This window comes from Paraburkholderia phenazinium (assembly GCF_900100735.1).
In the GTDB taxonomy this organism is placed as follows: domain Bacteria; phylum Pseudomonadota; class Gammaproteobacteria; order Burkholderiales; family Burkholderiaceae; genus Paraburkholderia; species Paraburkholderia phenazinia.
Genome location: NZ_FNCJ01000029.1, coordinates 56,106 through 72,772, shown reverse-complemented (window position 1 = coordinate 72,772; position 16,667 = coordinate 56,106). Strand labels below are relative to the sequence as shown.

Here is a 16,667-nt window from a genome sequence, read left to right as displayed (position 1 = left end):
TTGCCCGCCACGTATCGGCCGTCAGTGTCTTTTACCCAGGCAAGGTCCGGAATGTTGTCGAGGATCGCGGCCATCTGTGCGTTCGCGCTGCGGAGCTCCGACCGACTTTATTTCTTCCGGTCACCACTCCACCTGCGTCTGGTCTCTCCCCCAAAATTTACTTGACACCTAAAATATCGAGGACTAAATTACATTCCAGATTCCAACTGGAGTGTCAGCATGCGCATCGTCTGTATCGGCGGAGGCCCGGCCGGCCTGTACTTTGGGCTGTTGATGAAGGGTCGCAACCCTGAGCACGAAGTCACGGTGATCGAACGCAACCGCCCTTACGACACGTTCGGCTGGGGTGTGGTGTTCTCGGACCAGACACTCGGCAACCTGCGCGCGGCCGACGCGCCTAGCGCGGAGGCAATTCTCGACGCCTTCAACCACTGGGACGACATCGAGATCAACTTCCGCGGCGAGCAGGTCCGTTCGTCGGGTCACGGCTTCTGCGGCATCGGCCGCAAGCGTCTCCTGAACATCCTGCAGGCGCGCTGCGAAGAACTCGGCGTCAAGCTGGTGTTCGAAACCCAAGTGACGGACGACGCCGCTTACGAAGCCGACCTGATCATCGCCTGCGACGGCGCTAACAGCGCGATTCGTCAGAAGTATGCGGCGACCTACCAGCCGGATATCGACATGCGCGATTGCAGCTTCGTCTGGCTCGGCACGAAAAAGCTCTTCGAAGCCTTCACGTTCGCCTTCGAAGAAACCGAATGGGGCTGGTTCCAGGCCCACGCCTACCGCTTCGACGATCAGACCTCCACGTTCATCGTCGAAACGCCGGAGCGTGTCTGGCGCGCCGCCGGTCTCGACGAGATGAGCAAGGAAGACAGCATCGCCTTCTGCGAAAAGCTGTTCGCCAAGTATCTGGACGGCAACCCCTTGCTCTCGAACGCCGCCCATTTGCGTGGTTCGTCACAGTGGATTCGCTTCCCGCGCGTGGTCAACCGGGAGTGGGTGCATTGGCGCAACAACGCCAACGGCACGCCGCCCACACCAGTCGTACTGATGGGCGACGCTGCCCACACCGCGCACTTCTCGATCGGCTCCGGCACCAAGCTGGCACTCGAAGATTCGATCGAGCTCGCCAACAGCATCGACGCTCATCCCCACGATCTGGCTGCCGCGCTCAAGCACTACACCGAAGTACGCAGCGTCGGCGTGCTGCGCATCCAGAACGCGGCCCGTAATTCGACGGAGTGGTTCGAGCACGTCGACCGCTATACCGCGTTCGAACCGGAACAGTTCGCCTACTCGCTGTTGACGCGTTCGCAGCGCATCTCGCATGAGAACCTGCGTGAGCGCGATGCGCAGTACCTGTCCGGGTTCGAAGACTGGCTCGCAACGCGCTCCGGCATTGAACGCGCACCGGCAAAGCATTCCGTCCCGCCGATGTTCACGCCCTTCAAGCTGCGCGGCGTCACGCTCAAGAACCGCGTGGTCGTGTCGCCCATGGCGCAATACTCGGCCGTCGACGGCATCGCTGGCGACTATCACCTCATGCATCTCGGCGCCCGCGCCATGGGCGGCGCGGCGCTCGTGATGACCGAGATGACTTGTGTATCGCCGGAAGCCCGTATCACCCCCGCTTGTCCCGGCATGTATGCACCGGAGCATCTCGCCGCATGGAAGCGCATTGTCGATTTCGTGCATGCGCAGTCGGACGCGAAGATCGGCATGCAGCTCGGACACGCAGGCGCCAAAGCGTCAACACGCGTGAGTTGGGAAGGCATCGATCAGCCGCTGCCTGAAGGTAACTGGCCGCTCGTCTCGGCCTCGCCGCAGCAATATCTGCGGGGCGTGAGCCAATGGTCGCGCGAAGCGAGCCATGACGATCTGCGTGAAATCGAAGCGCAATTCGTCCGTTCGACTGAAATGGCCGCACAGGCAGGCTTCGACTGGCTCGAACTGCACTGCGCACACGGCTATTTCCTGTCGAGCTTCCTCTCGCCGCTCACCAATCAGCGCAGCGACGAATACGGCGGCTCGCTGCAGAACCGCCTGCGCTATCCACTGCAGATCTTTGCCGCGATCCGCAAGGTCTGGCCGGCAGACAAGCCTATTTCCGTACGTATCTCCGCGCACGACTGGGTAGACGGCGGCAATACGCCTGACGATGCGGTGGAAATCGCCCGCGCCTTCAAAGCAGCCGGCGCCGACATGATCGACGTCTCGTCGGGTCAGGTCAGCAAAGACGAGAAGCCGGTCTATGGCCGCATGTTCCAGACGCCGTTTGCCGATCGCATCCGCAATGAAGCGGGCATCGCCACGATCGCCGTCGGCGCGATCTCCGAAGCCGATCACGTCAACAGCATCATCGCCGCTGGGCGTGCGGATCTTTGCGCAGTGGCAAGGCCGCATCTGGCCAATCCTTCGTGGACGCTCAACGAAGCCGCCAAGATCGGCTACTTCGACGTGATGTGGCCGAAGCAATACACGGCGGCGAAGTCGCAACTCGAACGCAATCTCGAACGCGAGCGTGCCCAGGCCGCAGCGAACGCAGGACTCTCGCCGCAAGAACGCGCACAACGCGCAGAAGGAACGGTGTGAATACAGATAACTCCGGGCTGACCGGAAAGCACGCAGTCGTCACGGGTGGCGGCAGCGGCATCGGAGCAGCCACTGCGGCGGCGCTGGTGCGCGCCGGTGCGCGCGTTACGCTGATGGGCCGCGACGCTGACCGTCTCGCTGCGCAGCGCGACGCGCTAAGCACGCTCAGCGCAGCAGGCGAAATCGCTTGCATCGCCGTGGACGTCACCCAAGAAGCCGCCGTCGCGGCCGCGTTTGAACAAGCCGGTCCCGTCGACATCCTGATCAACAACGCAGGTCAGGCACAAGCCGCATCGTTCACGCAGACCGACATGGCGCTCTGGCAGCGCATGCTCGACGTCAATCTAACCGGCGTATTTCTCTGCACACGCGCCGTATTGCCAGGCATGCTCGAACGCGGCTATGGCCGCATCGTCAATGTCGCCAGCACCGCCGGACAGATCGGTTACGCCTACGTCGCCGCGTATTGCGCCGCCAAGCACGGTGTGATCGGACTGACGCGTTCGCTGGCGCTCGAAGTCGCCACCAAAGGCATTACTGTCAACGCAGTCTGTCCCGGCTATACCGAGACCGAACTGCTGCGCGCGTCGCTCGACCAGATCACCAGCAAGACCTCGCGCAGCGAGCAGGAAGCGCGCAGCATCCTTGTGCGTCACAACCCGCAACAGCGCTTTGTCGCACCGGAAGAAGTCGCCAATGCCGCTCTGTGGCTTTGCATGCCCGGCTCCGCCGCGATCACCGGCCAATCCATTTCCGTCTCCGGGGGAGAAGTTACATGACTCGAGCTACCAGCGCCAAAAAGCCCGCCGCCAGCGAAGCGAAACCCACGCGCAAAGGCGTCGCGAAACCTGCCGAGAACGTGGTCGATATGGAAATGAGCACCGGCGCCGATAGCCATATGGGCCTGCGTCTGTGGCTACGCATGCTCACCACCACCAACCTTGTGCAAGCCGAACTGCGCAAACGCCTGCGTACCGAGTTCGACACGACGCTGCCGCGCTTCGACCTGATGGCGCAGCTCGAACGTCATCCCGAAGGACTGAAGATGACCGAGCTGTCGCGCCGTCTGATGGTGACAGGCGGCAATGTCACCGGCATTACCGATCAGCTCGTAAAAGAAGGCCTGGTCGTACGCGATGCGGATCCGAACGATCGCCGTTCGATCAGCGTGCGCCTGACACCCGAAGGCCGCGAGCTGTTCGACCGCATGGCGGTAGCACATGAACAATGGGTCGTCGAAATGTTCGGCGGCCTGAGCCTCGACGAGAAGTCGCGCACGCACCAGCGTCTGGGCAAACTCAAGAAACATCTGCTCGACAACCTCAAGGGTTGAGCGGCACCGAACTGGAGGAGATATCCATGACAGCATCCCACGTCGACGCCCTGCTGGCCGGCAACCGCGTCACGCTGGCGGGTTACGAGGCGAAACACTTCGGCTGGTCGGTCAGCGCCAAGGTGGCGACGATCACGCTGAACCGCCCCGAACGCAAGAACCCGCTCACGTTCGAATCGTATGCCGAGCTGCGCGACCTGTTTCGCCAGCTTGCCTACGCAACCGATGTCAAAGCGGTGGTGATCCACGGCGCTGGCGGCAACTTCTGCTCGGGCGGCGATGTGCACGACATCATCGCGCCGCTGATCGATCTGCCGATGCCGGAGCTGTTGCTGTTCACGCGCATGACTGGCGATCTCGTCAAGGCCATGCGGCATTGCCCGCAACCGGTGATTGCCGCCGTGGACGGCGTCTGCGCTGGCGCCGGCGCGATTCTCGCGATGGCCTCCGACTTGCGCCTCGGCACCGCGCGCAGCAAGCTCGCGTTCCTGTTCTCACGCGTCGGTCTGGCAGGCTGCGATATGGGTGCGTGTTCGATCCTGCCACGCATCATCGGTCAAGGGCGTGCGTCCGAACTGCTATTCACGGGCCGCTCGGCAAGCGGCGACGAAGGCTACGCCTGGGGTTTCTATAACCGCCTGTGCGACCCGGACGCCCTGCTCGACGAGGCCGCCAAACTCGCTGCTGAACTCGTCGCCGGTCCGACTTTTGCGCACGGCATCACCAAAAAGATGCTGCACCAGGAATGGAGCATGAGCATCGACGAGGCGATTGAATCCGAGGCGCAAGCGCAGGCGATCTGCATGAGCACACACGATTTCGAACGGGCGTATCGTGCGTTTGCCGCGAAGACGCGTCCGGTTTTCGAAGGAGACTGACTTGAGCGCTTCCAGTAACCTCGATCTTCATAGCGCGCTAGCGTGGCCATTCTTCGAAGACCGCCATCGCGAACTCGCGGCGGGCATCGAAGCATGGTGCAGCACCCATCTCGCTGACGCGGAACACGGCAACAACGTCGATGCCACCTGCCGCCATCTGGTTCGCGAACTCGGCGCTGCAGGGTGGTTGAAGTATGGCGTCGGCGGTACAGCGTACGGCGGACACGGCGACACCATCGACACGCGCGCCGTCTGTCTGCTGCGCGAAACACTAGCAAAACATTCCGGCCTCGCCGATTTCGCGCTGGCCATGCAAGGGCTCGGCTCGGGCGCCATTTCGCTCGGCGGCACGCACGAACAGAAGCAACGCTATTTGCCGCGAGTCGCGAACGGTACGGCCATCGCCGCGTTCGCGCTGTCCGAACCGGACGCAGGCTCGGACGTCGCCGCCATGGCCTTGTCGGCACGTCTCGACGGCGACGCCTATGTGCTCGACGGCGACAAGACATGGATTTCCAACGGCGGCATCGCCGACTTCTACGTGGTGTTTGCAAGAACCGGCGAAGCGCCGGGCGCACGCGGCATCAGTGCGTTCATTGTCGACGCCGATACCCCGGGGCTCGAGATTGCCGAACGTATCGACGTGATCGCGCCGCATCCGCTCGCCCGCCTGCATTTCGCGGGCGCCCGTGTGCCGCGCAGCCAGATGCTGGGCGAACCCGGCCAGGGTTTCAAACTGGCCATGCGCACGCTCGACATCTTCCGCACCTCGGTGGCAGCCGCATCGCTTGGCTTTGCGCGTCATGCCATGGCGGAAGGCCTCGCACGTGCTGCCTCGCGCAAGATGTTCGGCCAGACGCTCGGCGACTTTCAGCTCACGCAAGCGAAGCTCGCGCAGATGGCCCTCACCATCGACAGCAGCGCCCTGCTCGTCTATCGCGCAGCCTGGTTGCGCGACCAAGGCGAAAACGTCACGCGTGAAGCAGCCATGGCGAAGTGGCACGCGAGCGAAGGCGCGCAGCAGGTTATCGATGCCGCCGTGCAACTGTGGGGCGGCATGGGGGTGCAAAGCGGCACCGCCGTCGAAATGCTGTATCGCGAGATTCGCGCGCTGCGCATCTATGAAGGCGCCACCGAAGTGCAGCAACTGATCGTAGGCCGTGATGTATTGAAGGCGCACGCCGCGGCCCATCCGGACAGCACGAGCAAGCTATGAGCGCCACGTTCGAGATGCCGGTGCGCATCCGCTTCGCGCATTGCGATCCGGCGGGCATCGTGTTCTTCCCGCAGTACCTGGTGCTGACCAACGCGCTGGTCGAAGACTGGTTCACCGAGTGCCTTGGAATCGACTACGCGCACATGATCGGCCAGCGCCGCGTTGGCTTGCCGATCGTCAAGCTGGACTGCGAGTTTTCGCGGCCGAGCCGGATGGGCGAAACCGTCACGCTCACGCTGAGCGTCAACTCGGTCGGCCAGCGCTCGATTCGCATCGGCATTGTCGGCCATTGCCACGACGAAGTGCGCTTCAGGGCACATCAGGTGCTGGTGACCACTTCGCTCGAGACTGGCCAGTCCATCGATATTCCCGACGACATCGCGAGCGCCCTCGGGAGATTCGCCCCACCGTCTACCCTCACCGACGAGCCACGTCCATGAAAAAACCTCTTCTCCCCGCCGGCTGGGTCAAACCGCGCGGCTATGCAAACGGTGTTGCCGCCGTCGGCACTCAGGTGTTTATCGCCGGCCAGATCGGCTGGGATGCCGAGGCGCGCTTCCAGTCGACCGACTTCGCCGCGCAGGCGATTCAAGCCTTGCACAACATCGTTGCGGTGCTCAACGAAGCTGGCGGCAAGCCGGAACATTTGGTGCGCCTGACCTGGTATGTCACCGACAAGCGCGAATACCTCATGGCGCTCAAAGACATCGGCCGCGCGTTTCGTGAGCTGATCGGCGACTACGACATTGCCATGAGCGCGGTGCAGGTCGTCGCGCTGATCGAAGACGAGGCCAAGGTCGAAATCGAAGCCACCGCAGTGATCCCCCACGAAGCCCACTAAACGTTCGGCTTTGCATGGAGAAACGTCATGGAACAGTCAGCTCACGTCGACACCTTCGCTCGTGACCATCTGCCGCCGCAGGACCAGTGGCCCGTCTTTCTACTCGACAACCCCGAGCTCGCCTATCCGGCGCGCTTTAACTGCGCAACTGAATTGCTGGATCGCACCGTTGAGGCGGGGCATGGCGAGCGCCCGGCGATCTGGTCCGACGTGAACGGCGTGCCCCATGCGACCACCTACCGCGAACTGCTGGCGCTGGTGAATCGCAGCGCACATGTGCTGGTCGACGAGATGGGCTTGCAACCCGGCAATCGCGTCCTGCTGCGCGGGCCGAATACCTTGCAGATGGCCGTTGCAGCGCTGGCCGCGCTGAAGGTGGGCCTCGTGCTGGTGCCCACCATGCCGCTCCTGCGCGCCAAGGAACTCAAGCAGATCATCGACAAGGCACACATCAGCGCCGCCTTGTGCGATAAACGCCTGACCGAAGAACTCGAACGCTGCCGTGACCCGCAAAACGAGTACTTCTGCCCGGATCTAAAGCAGATTCGCCTGTTCCACGACGACGCTGCGGACTCCCTGGAAACACTCGCGGCAAGCAAACCGGACCACTTCACCGCTTGCGACACCGCAAGCGACGACGTGTGCCTGATTGCCTTCACGAGCGGTACAACAGGTTTGCCCAAAGGTTGCATGCACTTTCATCGCGACGTGTTGATGATGTGCGATCTGTTCCCGCGTCATGTGCTCAAGCCCACGGCTAGCGATGTGTTTTGCGGTACGCCGCCGCTCGCTTTCACATTCGGACTAGGCGGCCTGCTGTGCTTCCCGCTGCGGGTCGGCGCCTCCACCGTGCTGATCGAAAAGCTCACGCCAGAAACCTTGCTGCAGGTCGTCGAGCGCTTTCATGCCACGGTCATGTTCACTGCGCCGACCTTCTATCGGCAGATGGCGCCGCTCTTGCCGCGCTTCGATATTGCCAGCCTGAAGAAAACCGTATCCGCTGGCGAGGCGCTGCCCGATTCGACGCGGCGTCTGTGGCGCGAGGCGAGCGGTATCGAGATGATCGACGGCATTGGCGGGACAGAGTTGATCCATATTTTCATTTCGGCGGCGGGTGAGGCGGTCCGGCCGCATGCGATCGGCCGCGCCGTTCCCGGCTATCACGTGCAGGCCGTCGACGATGCCATGCAACCGGTGGCGCCGGGCGTCATCGGCAAGCTCGCCGTGCGCGGGCCAACCGGTTGCCGCTATCTGGCCGACGAGCGGCAAACGAAGTTCGTGCGCGACGGCTGGAACCTGCCCGGCGACTCCGTCTATCTGGACGAGGACGGCTACGTGTTTTATCAGGCACGCGCCGACGACATGATCGTCTCCGCCGGTTACAACATCTCCGGCCCGGAAGTGGAAAGCGTGTTGTTGCAGCATGATGCGGTAGCCGAATGCGGTGTGATCGGCGTGCCCGATGAAACGCGCGGCCAGATCGTCAAGGCGTTTGTCGTCCTCAATCCTGGCTTCACACCCGGCGACAAACTGGTCGCGCAACTGCAGGACTATGTGAAGAACAACGTTGCGCCGTACAAGTATCCGCGTCTGATCGCTTTCGTCGACGCCCTGCCACGCACCGAGACCGGCAAGCTCAAACGGTTCGCACTGCGCACCCTCTAGCAGGATTCAGCGTCCCTTGCCTCCCTCGGGAGGCAAGCGCATTCGCGCCATTGATCGAGGCGGCCGCCTACTCGCCTAGCTTAGCGTCCACGCAGCCCGTGCTGCTGCATTCGCGTCCACACTCGCGCAGGAAGGCAATGCGCTGCTGTGTCAGCTCCGTTGCGCCCTCGAGATTGACGAAATAGCCGTCGCTTTTTTCAAGGCTGTATTTTGCCTCGTACCCGCTAAGCCACTTTCTGTGAATTCACTACGAATATTTAATCTGTTTTCGCAACCATTTGACAATTTTTAAGGCAAATTTCAAAACGCCTTATTTGCTGAAGCGCTGCACGTATGATAGAACCACTGTCGCGATTGATTGTGACTAACCCTGATGATTGCCACCGTAAAATAGGAGAGGCATGCTAAGCGCTAAGGGTGGCAATAATTACAGCTGCGCGCGTTGACACACCAAAATCTACCGTCCAAAATCCGGCGTCACGCATGCGGTATATAAAACAGCCGTTCGTATATTCATCGCGGACACATAGACCATGATTTGCACCCGATTGCCGAACCCAGCCTGACCGAATGCGCCCGCACTATCTTCCGTCCAGCACTTCGCCGTTTTCAGCCGAACTCCGTCGCGAAGTCGCCGCCTACCTCGCGAGCAGGCTGGACCATCGTTTCGGCAATGCGCTGACCTGGCTGAAGGCGGGCTGCCTGCTAGCGATCGCCTGTGCGCTGTTCGCGACGTGCTTGTGCGCCCACAGCGCCGCCGGGTTTCTCGCCGCTTACGTTGGCATGTTTCTAGCGGCCGTGATGCTATCGGTCAATTCGATGCACGACGCATCGCATGGCGCGCTGTCCCGCTTCAAATGGTTGAACACGCTGGTCAGGCGTGCGGTCACCCTGCCGCTCGGCATCGAGCCGGCTTATTGGCAAGCGCGCCATGTGTTCTATCACCACGCCTATCCGAACCTCGAGCATTACGACCTCGATACCGAGGCCAATCTGTTTCTGCGGCAAACCCCGTTTCAGGCCTGGCATCCGCATTTCCGCTTCCAACATCTTTATTGGCCGGTGATTGCCGCGCTCTCGCTGCCGTATATCAACTGGATCTACGACTGGTCGGATCGCCTCGGCAAAACACCGCTCGCGCAAGACCGGTTGCTGCCTGGTGTGCGCGGCTGGGTGGTCTTTGTCGCCTCCAAGCTGCTTCATTTCGGCGTGTTCCTGTTGCTGCCGCTTTTGCTCCGAGGGCATGAGGTCGGCTATGGCAGGGTGTTCGCCGCCTATATGGCGGGCCAAACCCTCGCCTCGTGCATCCTCTTGATGCTGATCCTCGGTACGCATTGGGCCGAGACGCAGTTCTATCTGCTGCCCGATACCGGTCACCTGCCGCACACCCGCGACGAGCACGCCTTCCTGACCTGCTGCGACTGGATCACGCGGCCCGCCTTTATCGGCGCGTGGCTCGGCGGCCTCAATCATCATCTGACACATCACCTGTTCCCCGGCTACAGCCACCGGCACTACGGTGCGATCGCGCAGATCGTCGAAAGACTCGCGAGGCAACACGGACTGCCTTATCGGGCCATCGGCTACGCTGAACTGCTTGCGAGCCAGCAGCGCTTCCTCAGGCAGATGGGGCAACCGCCTGGGAATCATCCAATGAGTTCAACATGACGATCCTCGTCACGGGTGCGACCAGCGGGTTGGGTCGCAACGCGGCCGCATTTCTGCTGCAACAGGGCGAGACGGTACGCGCCACCGGCCGCAATCGCGCGGAAGGCGAGGCATTGCGCGCACTCGGCATGGAGTTCGCCGCGCTCGATCTCGCCAGCGCCGACACCGCCGCCCTGCAACCTCTGCTGCAAGGCGTCGACACGGTATGGCATTGCGCTGCGCTCTCTTCCCCGTGGGGCGCATGGCGCGATTTTCACGCGGCCAACGTGCAGGCCACCACGCACCTCGTTCAGGCTGCGGTCGCCAACGGCGTGCGCCGCTTCGTGCATATCTCGACGCCCTCGCTCTATTTCGACTTCACGCACCGGCTCGATATCGACGAGAGCTTTCGCCCCGCGCACTACGTCAACCACTATGCGAGCACCAAGGCGCGGGCCGAGGACGTGATTCGCGAGGCGGCCGCCGCGCATCCGCACACCACCTTCGTCATGCTGCGTCCGCGCGGCATTTTCGGTCCGCACGACCGCGTGCTGCTGCCACGCATTCTGCGGCTGCTGCGCGAGCGCGGCGGCCAATTGCCGCTGCCGCGTGGCGGCGCAGCGAAGCTCGATCTGACCTACGTGGGCAACGTGGTGCACGCCATGCATCTGGCCACCACCTCCGAACAGGTCCGCTCCGGCGACACCTTCAACATCACCAATAACGCGCCGACTTCTTTGCGCGATGTGCTCGACGCCATGCTCACACGGCTCGGCATCGCCTACCGGATCAAGGACGTGCCCTATCCAGTCCTCGACCTGGCCGCGCGCGCGATGCAGGGCTGGGCTTCGGTCAGCGGACGTGAGCCGCTCCTGACGCGCTACAGCGTCGGCGCATTGAACTACGACATGACGCTCAGCACGCGCGCGGCGCAAGAGAAGCTCGGCTATCAGCCGCTCTGGACGCTCGAGCAAAGCATCGAACAGACGGTCAACTGGATCAAGGCACATGGCGACAATTACGGTCTTTGAAGCCGGCTATTGCACGCACATGGCGTGCATGGCGCTAAAAGGCGCGGGGCTCGCAACCTGCCGGTTTCCGTCACGCGCGTATCTGATCGAAACGGCCCGTGGACGATGGCTGTGGGATACGGGCTACGCGCAGCACTTCCTCGACCATACGAAAAGCGGCCTGTTCTCGCTGTACCGGCGTGTCACGCCGGTCTACTTCGAGTCGAAAGAGGCGGTGGCCAGTCAACTGAAGGCGCGCGGCATGCAGCCGCGCGACCTGACTGCGGTGATTCTGTCGCACTTCCACGGCGACCATATTGCGGGCTTGCGGGATCTGCAGGGCGTGCCGACCTACCTGTCGGGCGCCGGTTGGAGCACTACGCGCGTGCTGCGTGGCATCGGTGCTTTGCGCAAGGGTTTCGTGCCGGGTCTGATTCCGCCTGATTTCGAGTCATCCATCGTGTCTATCGAGAGCTTTGAGCGGGTTCCGCTGCCGGCTGAGCTCGCCCCATTCCGCCAGGGCTTCGGGCTGCCGGGCGCGTGCTCGGAGGTGATCCTGATCGAATTGCCCGGACATGCGGCCGGCCATCTCGGCGCCTTCGTCAATACGGCCGAGGGCTGGGTGTTGCTCGCCTCCGACGCCGCCTGGTCGCCGACAAGCTATCAGCAACTGGTCGGACCTTCGGTGATCGCCCACGCCATTATGGACAGTCCCGCTGAGTACCATCAAACCCTGCGCGACCTGAATGCGCTGCATACAGGCGGTCGGGCGAAGATCTGCCTCACGCATGAAGGAGCGTTGTAATGCGCCTGCCGGAGACGCTCTGGTCGTATTGGCAAACGCGCCGCCTGCGCTTCGCAAGCCGCGTGGCGCTCGAACAGTATCAACAGCGCCGCCTGAGCCTTTTCATCCAGCGGCACCTGACGCGCAGCCCGTGGTTCGCCCAGTATCTGTCGCAACCGCTGCAGACATGGCCGCTGATGAACAAGGCGGTGATGATGGAGCATTTCGACCGCATCAATACCGCCGGGCTCAAGCTCACCGACGTGCTCGCCTGCGCGATGCATGCGGAACATTCGCGTGACTTCAAGGCCACTGTGAACGGCTACAGCGTCGGGCTATCGACGGGCACCTCGGGCTCGCGCGGCGTGTTTGTCGTGAGTCCGCAAGAGCAGGCGAAGTGGGCCGGCGTGTTGCTCGCCAAGCTGCTGCCGCGCGGACTCTTTCATGGCGAACGGGTAGCGCTGTTCCTGCGCGCCAACAACAATCTGTATGCCTCGGTGCGCAACCCCTGGCTCTCGTTTGAATTCTTCGACCTGTTCGAGCCGTTCGAGGCGCATTTCGAACGGCTGAACCGGTATGACCCGACCATCGTGGTGGGGCCCGCCCAGGTATTGCGAAGCCTCGCGCTCGCCAGAACAGCAGGACACCTGACGATCAATCCCCACAAGGTCATCTCCGGCGCCGAGGTGCTCGATCCGCTCGACAAGACGCTGATCGGCGCCTCGCTCGGAACGGTCGGCGAAGTCTATCAGGCGACCGAAGGCTTCCTGGCTGCCACCTGTGCCCATGGCACGCTGCACCTGAACGAAGCGCATATCCACGTCGAACCGCAATGGCTCGACGACACGCGTTTTGTCCCGGTGATCACGGACTTCACGCGCGTCACGCAGCCGATTGTGCGTTACCGGCTGGACGACATTCTGGTGCGGCGCACGACACCCTGCCCGTGTAACAGCCACGAAATGGCGCTGGAGCGCATCGAAGGACGCTGCGACGACCTGCTGCGCCTGCCCGCCGCTAACGGCGGCGCGCCAGTGGAGGTATTCGCGGACGGTCTTTCACGCGCCCTCGCACAGACCCTGCCGCGCTCGGCCGACTACCGGCTGGTGCAAACCGGGCCCGCGTCGCTCGCGCTCTACGTCGATGCACCGGGTGCGCCGCTCGCGCAGCATCAGACCGACCTGAGCGCCTACCTGCAGCGCGTAGGCGTCGCGGCAGCGCGTCTGCAATGGGAACTGCACGACTGCCTGCCGGCGCCCGATTACAGCGCCAAGCGCCGGCGCATTACCCGACGCTACGAGACACACTCATGACCTTGCTTGCTCGCCTGCGGTTCATGGTGCTCGGATGGGGCTCAGTCGGCGTGGCCTACACGACCGGCCGCCTGATTACCGCCGCCCCGACCGTGCTACCCGAGACCGCGCTCGACCGCCTGATTCCGTTCGACCCGGCAGGAATCTGGCTGTACCTGTCGTTCTTTGTGCTCGTGCCGCTCGCCTTTCTTACGACCGAGGGGGAGCGCGTACGCAGTCTCGCCCGCTCGATGCAACTGTGCGCGCTGGTATCCGCGATCGTCTTTATCCTGTGGCCAACCACGCTCATCTATCCCCCGGTCCCCACCGGTGCGGCGGGCGCGTCGGCGCTGGGCGGCCTGATTGCTTCGGACTCCGCCCAGAACTGTTTTCCCTCGTTACACGGCGCACTGACCTTGTTGTGCGTCGTCGCGCTTTGCAACCGCCGCAGACCCGTGCTTAGCGTGCTGGCCGTGCTGTGGGGGTTGGGAATCGGCTGGGCGGTGATTGAGACCCGCCGTCACCTTGCGATCGATCTTGGCGCTGGAGTTGTACTCGGTTGCGCGAGCGGCTGGCTCGTTGCGTATGTGAACCGGCGGCGCGCCTCTTCCGTGCCTGCCGCTACCGACGCCGAAGCCGCGTTTGAGAACACCCTGGAAACCAAAACATGAATGCAATGGCCCTTCCGTTCCTCATCACGCTGGCATGCGTACTACTGGAGTTGTGGTATTCGCAGGCAAGACGCGGCGTGGCGATTCCTTGGCGCGACGTGATCCTGAACCTGAATTCAGGGCATATCCTGATGTGGTTCTTCCGGGGCATCGAAGTCGTCGTGTTTGCGTGGATCCTCGCGCACTTCAGCCTGCACTGGCTCGATCGCTTGCATCCCGCCGCCGTGTGGCTCTTCGCGATCCTTGCGTGGGACCTCGGGTTCTACTGGATGCATCGGCTGCATCACTCGTTCGCCATCCTGTGGGCGGTTCACGTCGTTCATCATGAAGGCGAGCATTTCAATCTGTCGCTCGGCATTCGCAACTCCTGGTATTCGTCGCTCACCACCCTGCCGTTTACCTCGATTCCGCTGGCGCTGGTGGGCGTGCCGCTCGAGGTCTTCATCGCCGTGTCGACGCTGCACTACACGGTGCAGTTCTATAACCACAACGGCATTGTCGGACGCTCGGGGTGGCTGGACCGGTTCCTGGTCACGCCCGCCAATCACCGCGTGCATCACGGCCACAACCGCGAGTATCGCGACCGCAATTTCGGCGGCACCTTCCTCATCTGGGACAAACTGTTCGGCACGTTACAGCGTGAACTGCCGGGTGTGCCGATCGAATATGGCGTCGCCACGCCCACCCAATCGACCAATCCGTTCTGGGCGAATACGGTGCCGGTATTGCGCTATCTCGGACTGCGCGTGCCGAGTCTGAACGGCGGCCAGCGTCTTCCCATCTCCGACACGGCCATCGCCACCGGCGGCCTGCTTCTGTTTGGCATCGTCACCTACTACGTGCATCGCAACGGGACGTGGCCTGGACTCGGGCAACCGGTGTTCTTCGCGCTGATCTTCGCAGCCACGCTGGCGCTGGGCGGCATGTCGGACGGGCGCCGCTGGGGTGTTCTGAGCTGGCTCGCGATCGCGGCGCTTTCATTGAGCGTCATGCCGCTGTGCTTCGGTCTGCGCGATCCTCTTGGCTTGAGCCTGCTCGCGGCCTTGCTCGTCCATAGCATCGTGGCCGCAGCCGTCACGCTGCGTCTTCAGGAAAAAACGCCTCCGTATGTCCAAACCTGAGATCCGTCGCCGCGACCTCGATTTCCATATGGGCGACGATATTCCCGTCCACTGGCTGGACGGCGAATGCCAGATCACGCGCCACTACGACTCCTTGTCGATCATGTTCCCGGAAGGAGAGCGCGGCTTTATCGAGAGCGTCTGCCTGTTTCGCGACCGGGTTGCGCCGGGCACGCCGCTGGCTGGAGAGGTGGCTGGGTTCATCGGTCAGGAAGCGATCCATCGGCGCGAGCATCAACGCTATAACGCCCGTCTTGCAGCCCAGGGCGCGCCGATCGACGCGCTCGAGCGGCAGGTCGCCCGCCAGCAGGAGATTGCGCGCCGCTATCTGCCGGGGCACGTGCGGCTCGCCATCACGATCTGTCTTGAACACTTCACCGCGATACTGGCGGACCAGATGCTCCGGCACCCGACCACCCTGAAGGGCGCGGACCCGCGCATGGGCCGCATCTGGCTCTGGCATGCGGTGGAGGAAACCGAACACAAAGGCGTCGCCTTCGATGTCTTCACGCTCGCGGTCCGTAACCCGCTTGCGCGGTATGCGTTGCGCTGCGCGGCGATGCTGTGGGTCAGCGCCATCTTCACGGCGCTGTCATGGAGCTTGACCTTTAGCCTCGTCAAACACGACCGGCGTCTCACCGACTGGCGCGGCTGGGGGCGATTGCTGCGCTACCTGTTCGGCTCGCCCGGACCGCTCAGGCGCATCGTGCCGCACTGGCTCGCCTGGTTCGCACCTGGCTTTCATCCCTGGCAACACGACAATCGCGAACTCGTGCGCGAGGCTTACCGGAATGACGACGTGGCGTGGGGAAACAGCCGGGAGGGCATGTAGATGCGCGAAGCGGCAGGCGTGGGGGCCCTCTTCTAACCTACGCCCCACCAACGCGGCTATGATGTGGCACTCTCCCGGCCCGGATTTCCCCATGCTGACCGTCCATCATCTGAACAACTCCCGCTCGCAGCGCGTCCTGTGGTTGCTTGAAGAACTCGGCGTGCCCTACGAGATCAAGCGCTACGAGCGTGACGCCAAAACCATGCTGGCGCCGCCGGAGTTGCGCGCAGTCCACCCGCTCGGCAAATCGCCAGTCATCACGGACGACGGCCTGACCATCGCGGAATCGGGCGCCATCATCGAATACCTGGTTGACCGCTACGGCCTGGGCCGCTTCGCGCCGGCGATCGGGACACCTGAGCGTCTGCACTATACGTACTGGCTGCACTACGCGGAAGGTTCGGTCATGCCGCCGCTGCTGCTCAAGCTGGTGGCCCTGCGGATCGGCAGTGCGCCAATGCCGTTCTTCGCCAAGCCGATTGCCCGCAAGATCGCCTCGACGCTGCAATCGAGCTTCGTCGATCCGCAGATCAAACTGCACCTCGGCTATGTCAACGACGCGCTGACACCCACCGGCTGGTTCGTCGGCAACGAATTCAGTGCCGCAGACGTGCAAATGAGCTTCCCGCTCGAAGCCGCTACCGCGCGCGGTGGCGACAACGCCAATATCGCCGCCATCCGTGGTTTTCTCGACCGCATCCATGCGCGCCCCGCGTATCAGCGTGCGCTGGAGCGCGGCGGCAAGTATGAGCTGCTGAGCTAAGTCCAACCCGCGGCGCACG

16 protein-coding genes and 1 pseudogene are annotated in these 16,667 nt (G+C 62.9%); 16 read left to right on the top strand and 1 reads right to left on the bottom strand.

The genetic code is table 11. From position 1 onward, the window contains the following. Positions 1 to 219 precede the first annotated feature (219 nt). Genes BLQ92_RS36440 through BLQ92_RS36405 form a run of 8 tightly spaced genes read left to right on the top strand, consistent with a single transcriptional unit; the run spans position 220 to position 8,528 of the window. On the top strand, positions 220 to 2,595 hold the full coding sequence (locus BLQ92_RS36440) for a bifunctional salicylyl-CoA 5-hydroxylase/oxidoreductase (protein ID WP_090695130.1): 2,376 nt from the start codon (positions 220 to 222) through the stop codon (positions 2,593 to 2,595). Then, complete coding sequence (locus BLQ92_RS36435) at positions 2,592 to 3,374, top strand: SDR family NAD(P)-dependent oxidoreductase (RefSeq protein WP_090695126.1); 783 nt, start codon at positions 2,592 to 2,594, stop codon at positions 3,372 to 3,374. Before BLQ92_RS36440 ends, BLQ92_RS36435 begins: the two co-directional genes overlap by 4 nt. Continuing rightward, entirely contained in the window at positions 3,371 to 3,928 is a 558-nt protein-coding gene (locus BLQ92_RS36430; RefSeq protein WP_090695120.1) for a MarR family winged helix-turn-helix transcriptional regulator, read from the top strand. The genes BLQ92_RS36435 and BLQ92_RS36430 overlap by 4 nt, the downstream gene beginning before the upstream one ends. A 26-nt stretch (positions 3,929 to 3,954) precedes the next feature. Then, positions 3,955 to 4,806 carry an enoyl-CoA hydratase family protein gene (locus tag BLQ92_RS36425; protein WP_090695114.1) on the top strand — a complete coding sequence of 284 codons (852 nt, stop codon included), beginning with the start codon at positions 3,955 to 3,957 and terminating at the stop codon, positions 4,804 to 4,806. Between the two features lies 1 nt (position 4,807). Continuing rightward, complete coding sequence (locus BLQ92_RS36420) at positions 4,808 to 6,022, top strand: acyl-CoA dehydrogenase family protein (RefSeq protein ID WP_090695110.1); 1,215 nt, start codon at positions 4,808 to 4,810, stop codon at positions 6,020 to 6,022. Continuing rightward, positions 6,019 to 6,462: an acyl-CoA thioesterase gene (locus BLQ92_RS36415; RefSeq protein ID WP_090695106.1), complete on the top strand. Its 444-nt coding sequence runs from the start codon at positions 6,019 to 6,021 to the stop codon at positions 6,460 to 6,462. The genes BLQ92_RS36420 and BLQ92_RS36415 overlap by 4 nt, the downstream gene beginning before the upstream one ends. Then, a complete protein-coding gene (locus BLQ92_RS36410) occupies positions 6,459 to 6,863 on the top strand; it encodes a RidA family protein (protein ID WP_090695104.1) in 405 nt (134 codons plus the stop codon). Before BLQ92_RS36415 ends, BLQ92_RS36410 begins: the two co-directional genes overlap by 4 nt. A gap of 27 nt (positions 6,864 to 6,890) precedes the next feature. Further along, on the top strand, positions 6,891 to 8,528 hold the full coding sequence (locus BLQ92_RS36405; RefSeq protein WP_090695100.1) for an AMP-binding protein: 1,638 nt from the start codon (positions 6,891 to 6,893) through the stop codon (positions 8,526 to 8,528). A 67-nt stretch (positions 8,529 to 8,595) separates the two neighbouring features. Here the strand turns inward: BLQ92_RS36405 and BLQ92_RS41550 are convergent. Further along, positions 8,596 to 8,724: pseudogene (locus tag BLQ92_RS41550) on the bottom strand (lysozyme inhibitor LprI family protein); the annotation flags it as partial. 374 nt (positions 8,725 to 9,098) lie between these two features. Between BLQ92_RS41550 and BLQ92_RS36395 the strand changes: the two are divergent. The 8 genes from BLQ92_RS36395 (at position 9,099) to BLQ92_RS36360 (ending at position 16,648) form a co-directional block, all read left to right on the top strand. After that, positions 9,099 to 10,196, top strand: a complete 1,098-nt coding sequence (locus tag BLQ92_RS36395; protein ID WP_090695096.1) for a fatty acid desaturase family protein — start codon at positions 9,099 to 9,101, stop codon at positions 10,194 to 10,196. Beyond that, positions 10,193 to 11,206: an NAD-dependent epimerase/dehydratase family protein gene (locus BLQ92_RS36390; protein ID WP_090695092.1), complete on the top strand. Its 1,014-nt coding sequence runs from the start codon at positions 10,193 to 10,195 to the stop codon at positions 11,204 to 11,206. Before BLQ92_RS36395 ends, BLQ92_RS36390 begins: the two co-directional genes overlap by 4 nt. After that, positions 11,184 to 11,990, top strand: coding sequence for an MBL fold metallo-hydrolase (locus BLQ92_RS36385; protein ID WP_090695090.1), 807 nt, complete (start codon positions 11,184 to 11,186; stop codon positions 11,988 to 11,990). The genes BLQ92_RS36390 and BLQ92_RS36385 overlap by 23 nt, the downstream gene beginning before the upstream one ends. Continuing rightward, positions 11,990 to 13,282 carry a F390 synthetase-related protein gene (locus BLQ92_RS36380; protein ID WP_090695085.1) on the top strand — a complete coding sequence of 431 codons (1,293 nt, stop codon included), beginning with the start codon at positions 11,990 to 11,992 and terminating at the stop codon, positions 13,280 to 13,282. Before BLQ92_RS36385 ends, BLQ92_RS36380 begins: the two co-directional genes overlap by 1 nt. Further along, the gene (locus BLQ92_RS36375; protein ID WP_244106323.1) at positions 13,279 to 13,932 is read left to right on the top strand and encodes a phosphatase PAP2 family protein; all 654 of its coding nucleotides are present in this window, start codon (positions 13,279 to 13,281) and stop codon (positions 13,930 to 13,932) included. Before BLQ92_RS36380 ends, BLQ92_RS36375 begins: the two co-directional genes overlap by 4 nt. Further along, on the top strand, positions 13,929 to 15,053 hold the full coding sequence (locus BLQ92_RS36370) for a sterol desaturase family protein (protein WP_090695077.1): 1,125 nt from the start codon (positions 13,929 to 13,931) through the stop codon (positions 15,051 to 15,053). Before BLQ92_RS36375 ends, BLQ92_RS36370 begins: the two co-directional genes overlap by 4 nt. Next, positions 15,040 to 15,885, top strand: coding sequence for a metal-dependent hydrolase (locus BLQ92_RS36365; protein WP_090695074.1), 846 nt, complete (start codon positions 15,040 to 15,042; stop codon positions 15,883 to 15,885). The genes BLQ92_RS36370 and BLQ92_RS36365 overlap by 14 nt, the downstream gene beginning before the upstream one ends. 91 nt (positions 15,886 to 15,976) lie before the next feature. Continuing rightward, a complete protein-coding gene (locus BLQ92_RS36360) occupies positions 15,977 to 16,648 on the top strand; it encodes a glutathione S-transferase family protein (RefSeq protein ID WP_090695070.1) in 672 nt (223 codons plus the stop codon). The last annotated feature ends 19 nt before the right edge of the window (positions 16,649 to 16,667 follow it).

Excerpts from the sequence above, each read along its gene's own strand:
- BLQ92_RS36430 (WP_090695120.1), top strand. The coding sequence starts at position 3,371 with ATGACTCGAGCTACCAGCGCCAAAAAGCCCGCCGCCAGCGAAGCGAAA.
- BLQ92_RS36425 (WP_090695114.1), top strand. The coding sequence starts at position 3,955 with ATGACAGCATCCCACGTCGACGCCCTGCTGGCCGGCAACCGCGTCACG.
- BLQ92_RS36415 (WP_090695106.1), top strand. The coding sequence starts at position 6,019 with ATGAGCGCCACGTTCGAGATGCCGGTGCGCATCCGCTTCGCGCATTGC.
- BLQ92_RS36410 (WP_090695104.1), top strand. The coding sequence starts at position 6,459 with ATGAAAAAACCTCTTCTCCCCGCCGGCTGGGTCAAACCGCGCGGCTAT.
- BLQ92_RS36385 (WP_090695090.1), top strand. The coding sequence starts at position 11,184 with ATGGCGACAATTACGGTCTTTGAAGCCGGCTATTGCACGCACATGGCG.
- BLQ92_RS36380 (WP_090695085.1), top strand. The coding sequence starts at position 11,990 with ATGCGCCTGCCGGAGACGCTCTGGTCGTATTGGCAAACGCGCCGCCTG.
- BLQ92_RS36365 (WP_090695074.1), top strand. The coding sequence starts at position 15,040 with ATGTCCAAACCTGAGATCCGTCGCCGCGACCTCGATTTCCATATGGGC.
- BLQ92_RS36360 (WP_090695070.1), top strand. The coding sequence starts at position 15,977 with ATGCTGACCGTCCATCATCTGAACAACTCCCGCTCGCAGCGCGTCCTG.
- BLQ92_RS36405 (WP_090695100.1), top strand. The coding sequence starts at position 6,891 with ATGGAACAGTCAGCTCACGTCGACACCTTCGCTCGTGACCATCTGCCG.
- BLQ92_RS36440 (WP_090695130.1), top strand. The coding sequence starts at position 220 with ATGCGCATCGTCTGTATCGGCGGAGGCCCGGCCGGCCTGTACTTTGGG.
- BLQ92_RS36390 (WP_090695092.1), top strand. The coding sequence starts at position 10,193 with ATGACGATCCTCGTCACGGGTGCGACCAGCGGGTTGGGTCGCAACGCG.
- BLQ92_RS36395 (WP_090695096.1), top strand. The coding sequence starts at position 9,099 with ATGCGCCCGCACTATCTTCCGTCCAGCACTTCGCCGTTTTCAGCCGAA.
- BLQ92_RS36375 (WP_244106323.1), top strand. The coding sequence starts at position 13,279 with ATGACCTTGCTTGCTCGCCTGCGGTTCATGGTGCTCGGATGGGGCTCA.
- BLQ92_RS36370 (WP_090695077.1), top strand. The coding sequence starts at position 13,929 with ATGAATGCAATGGCCCTTCCGTTCCTCATCACGCTGGCATGCGTACTA.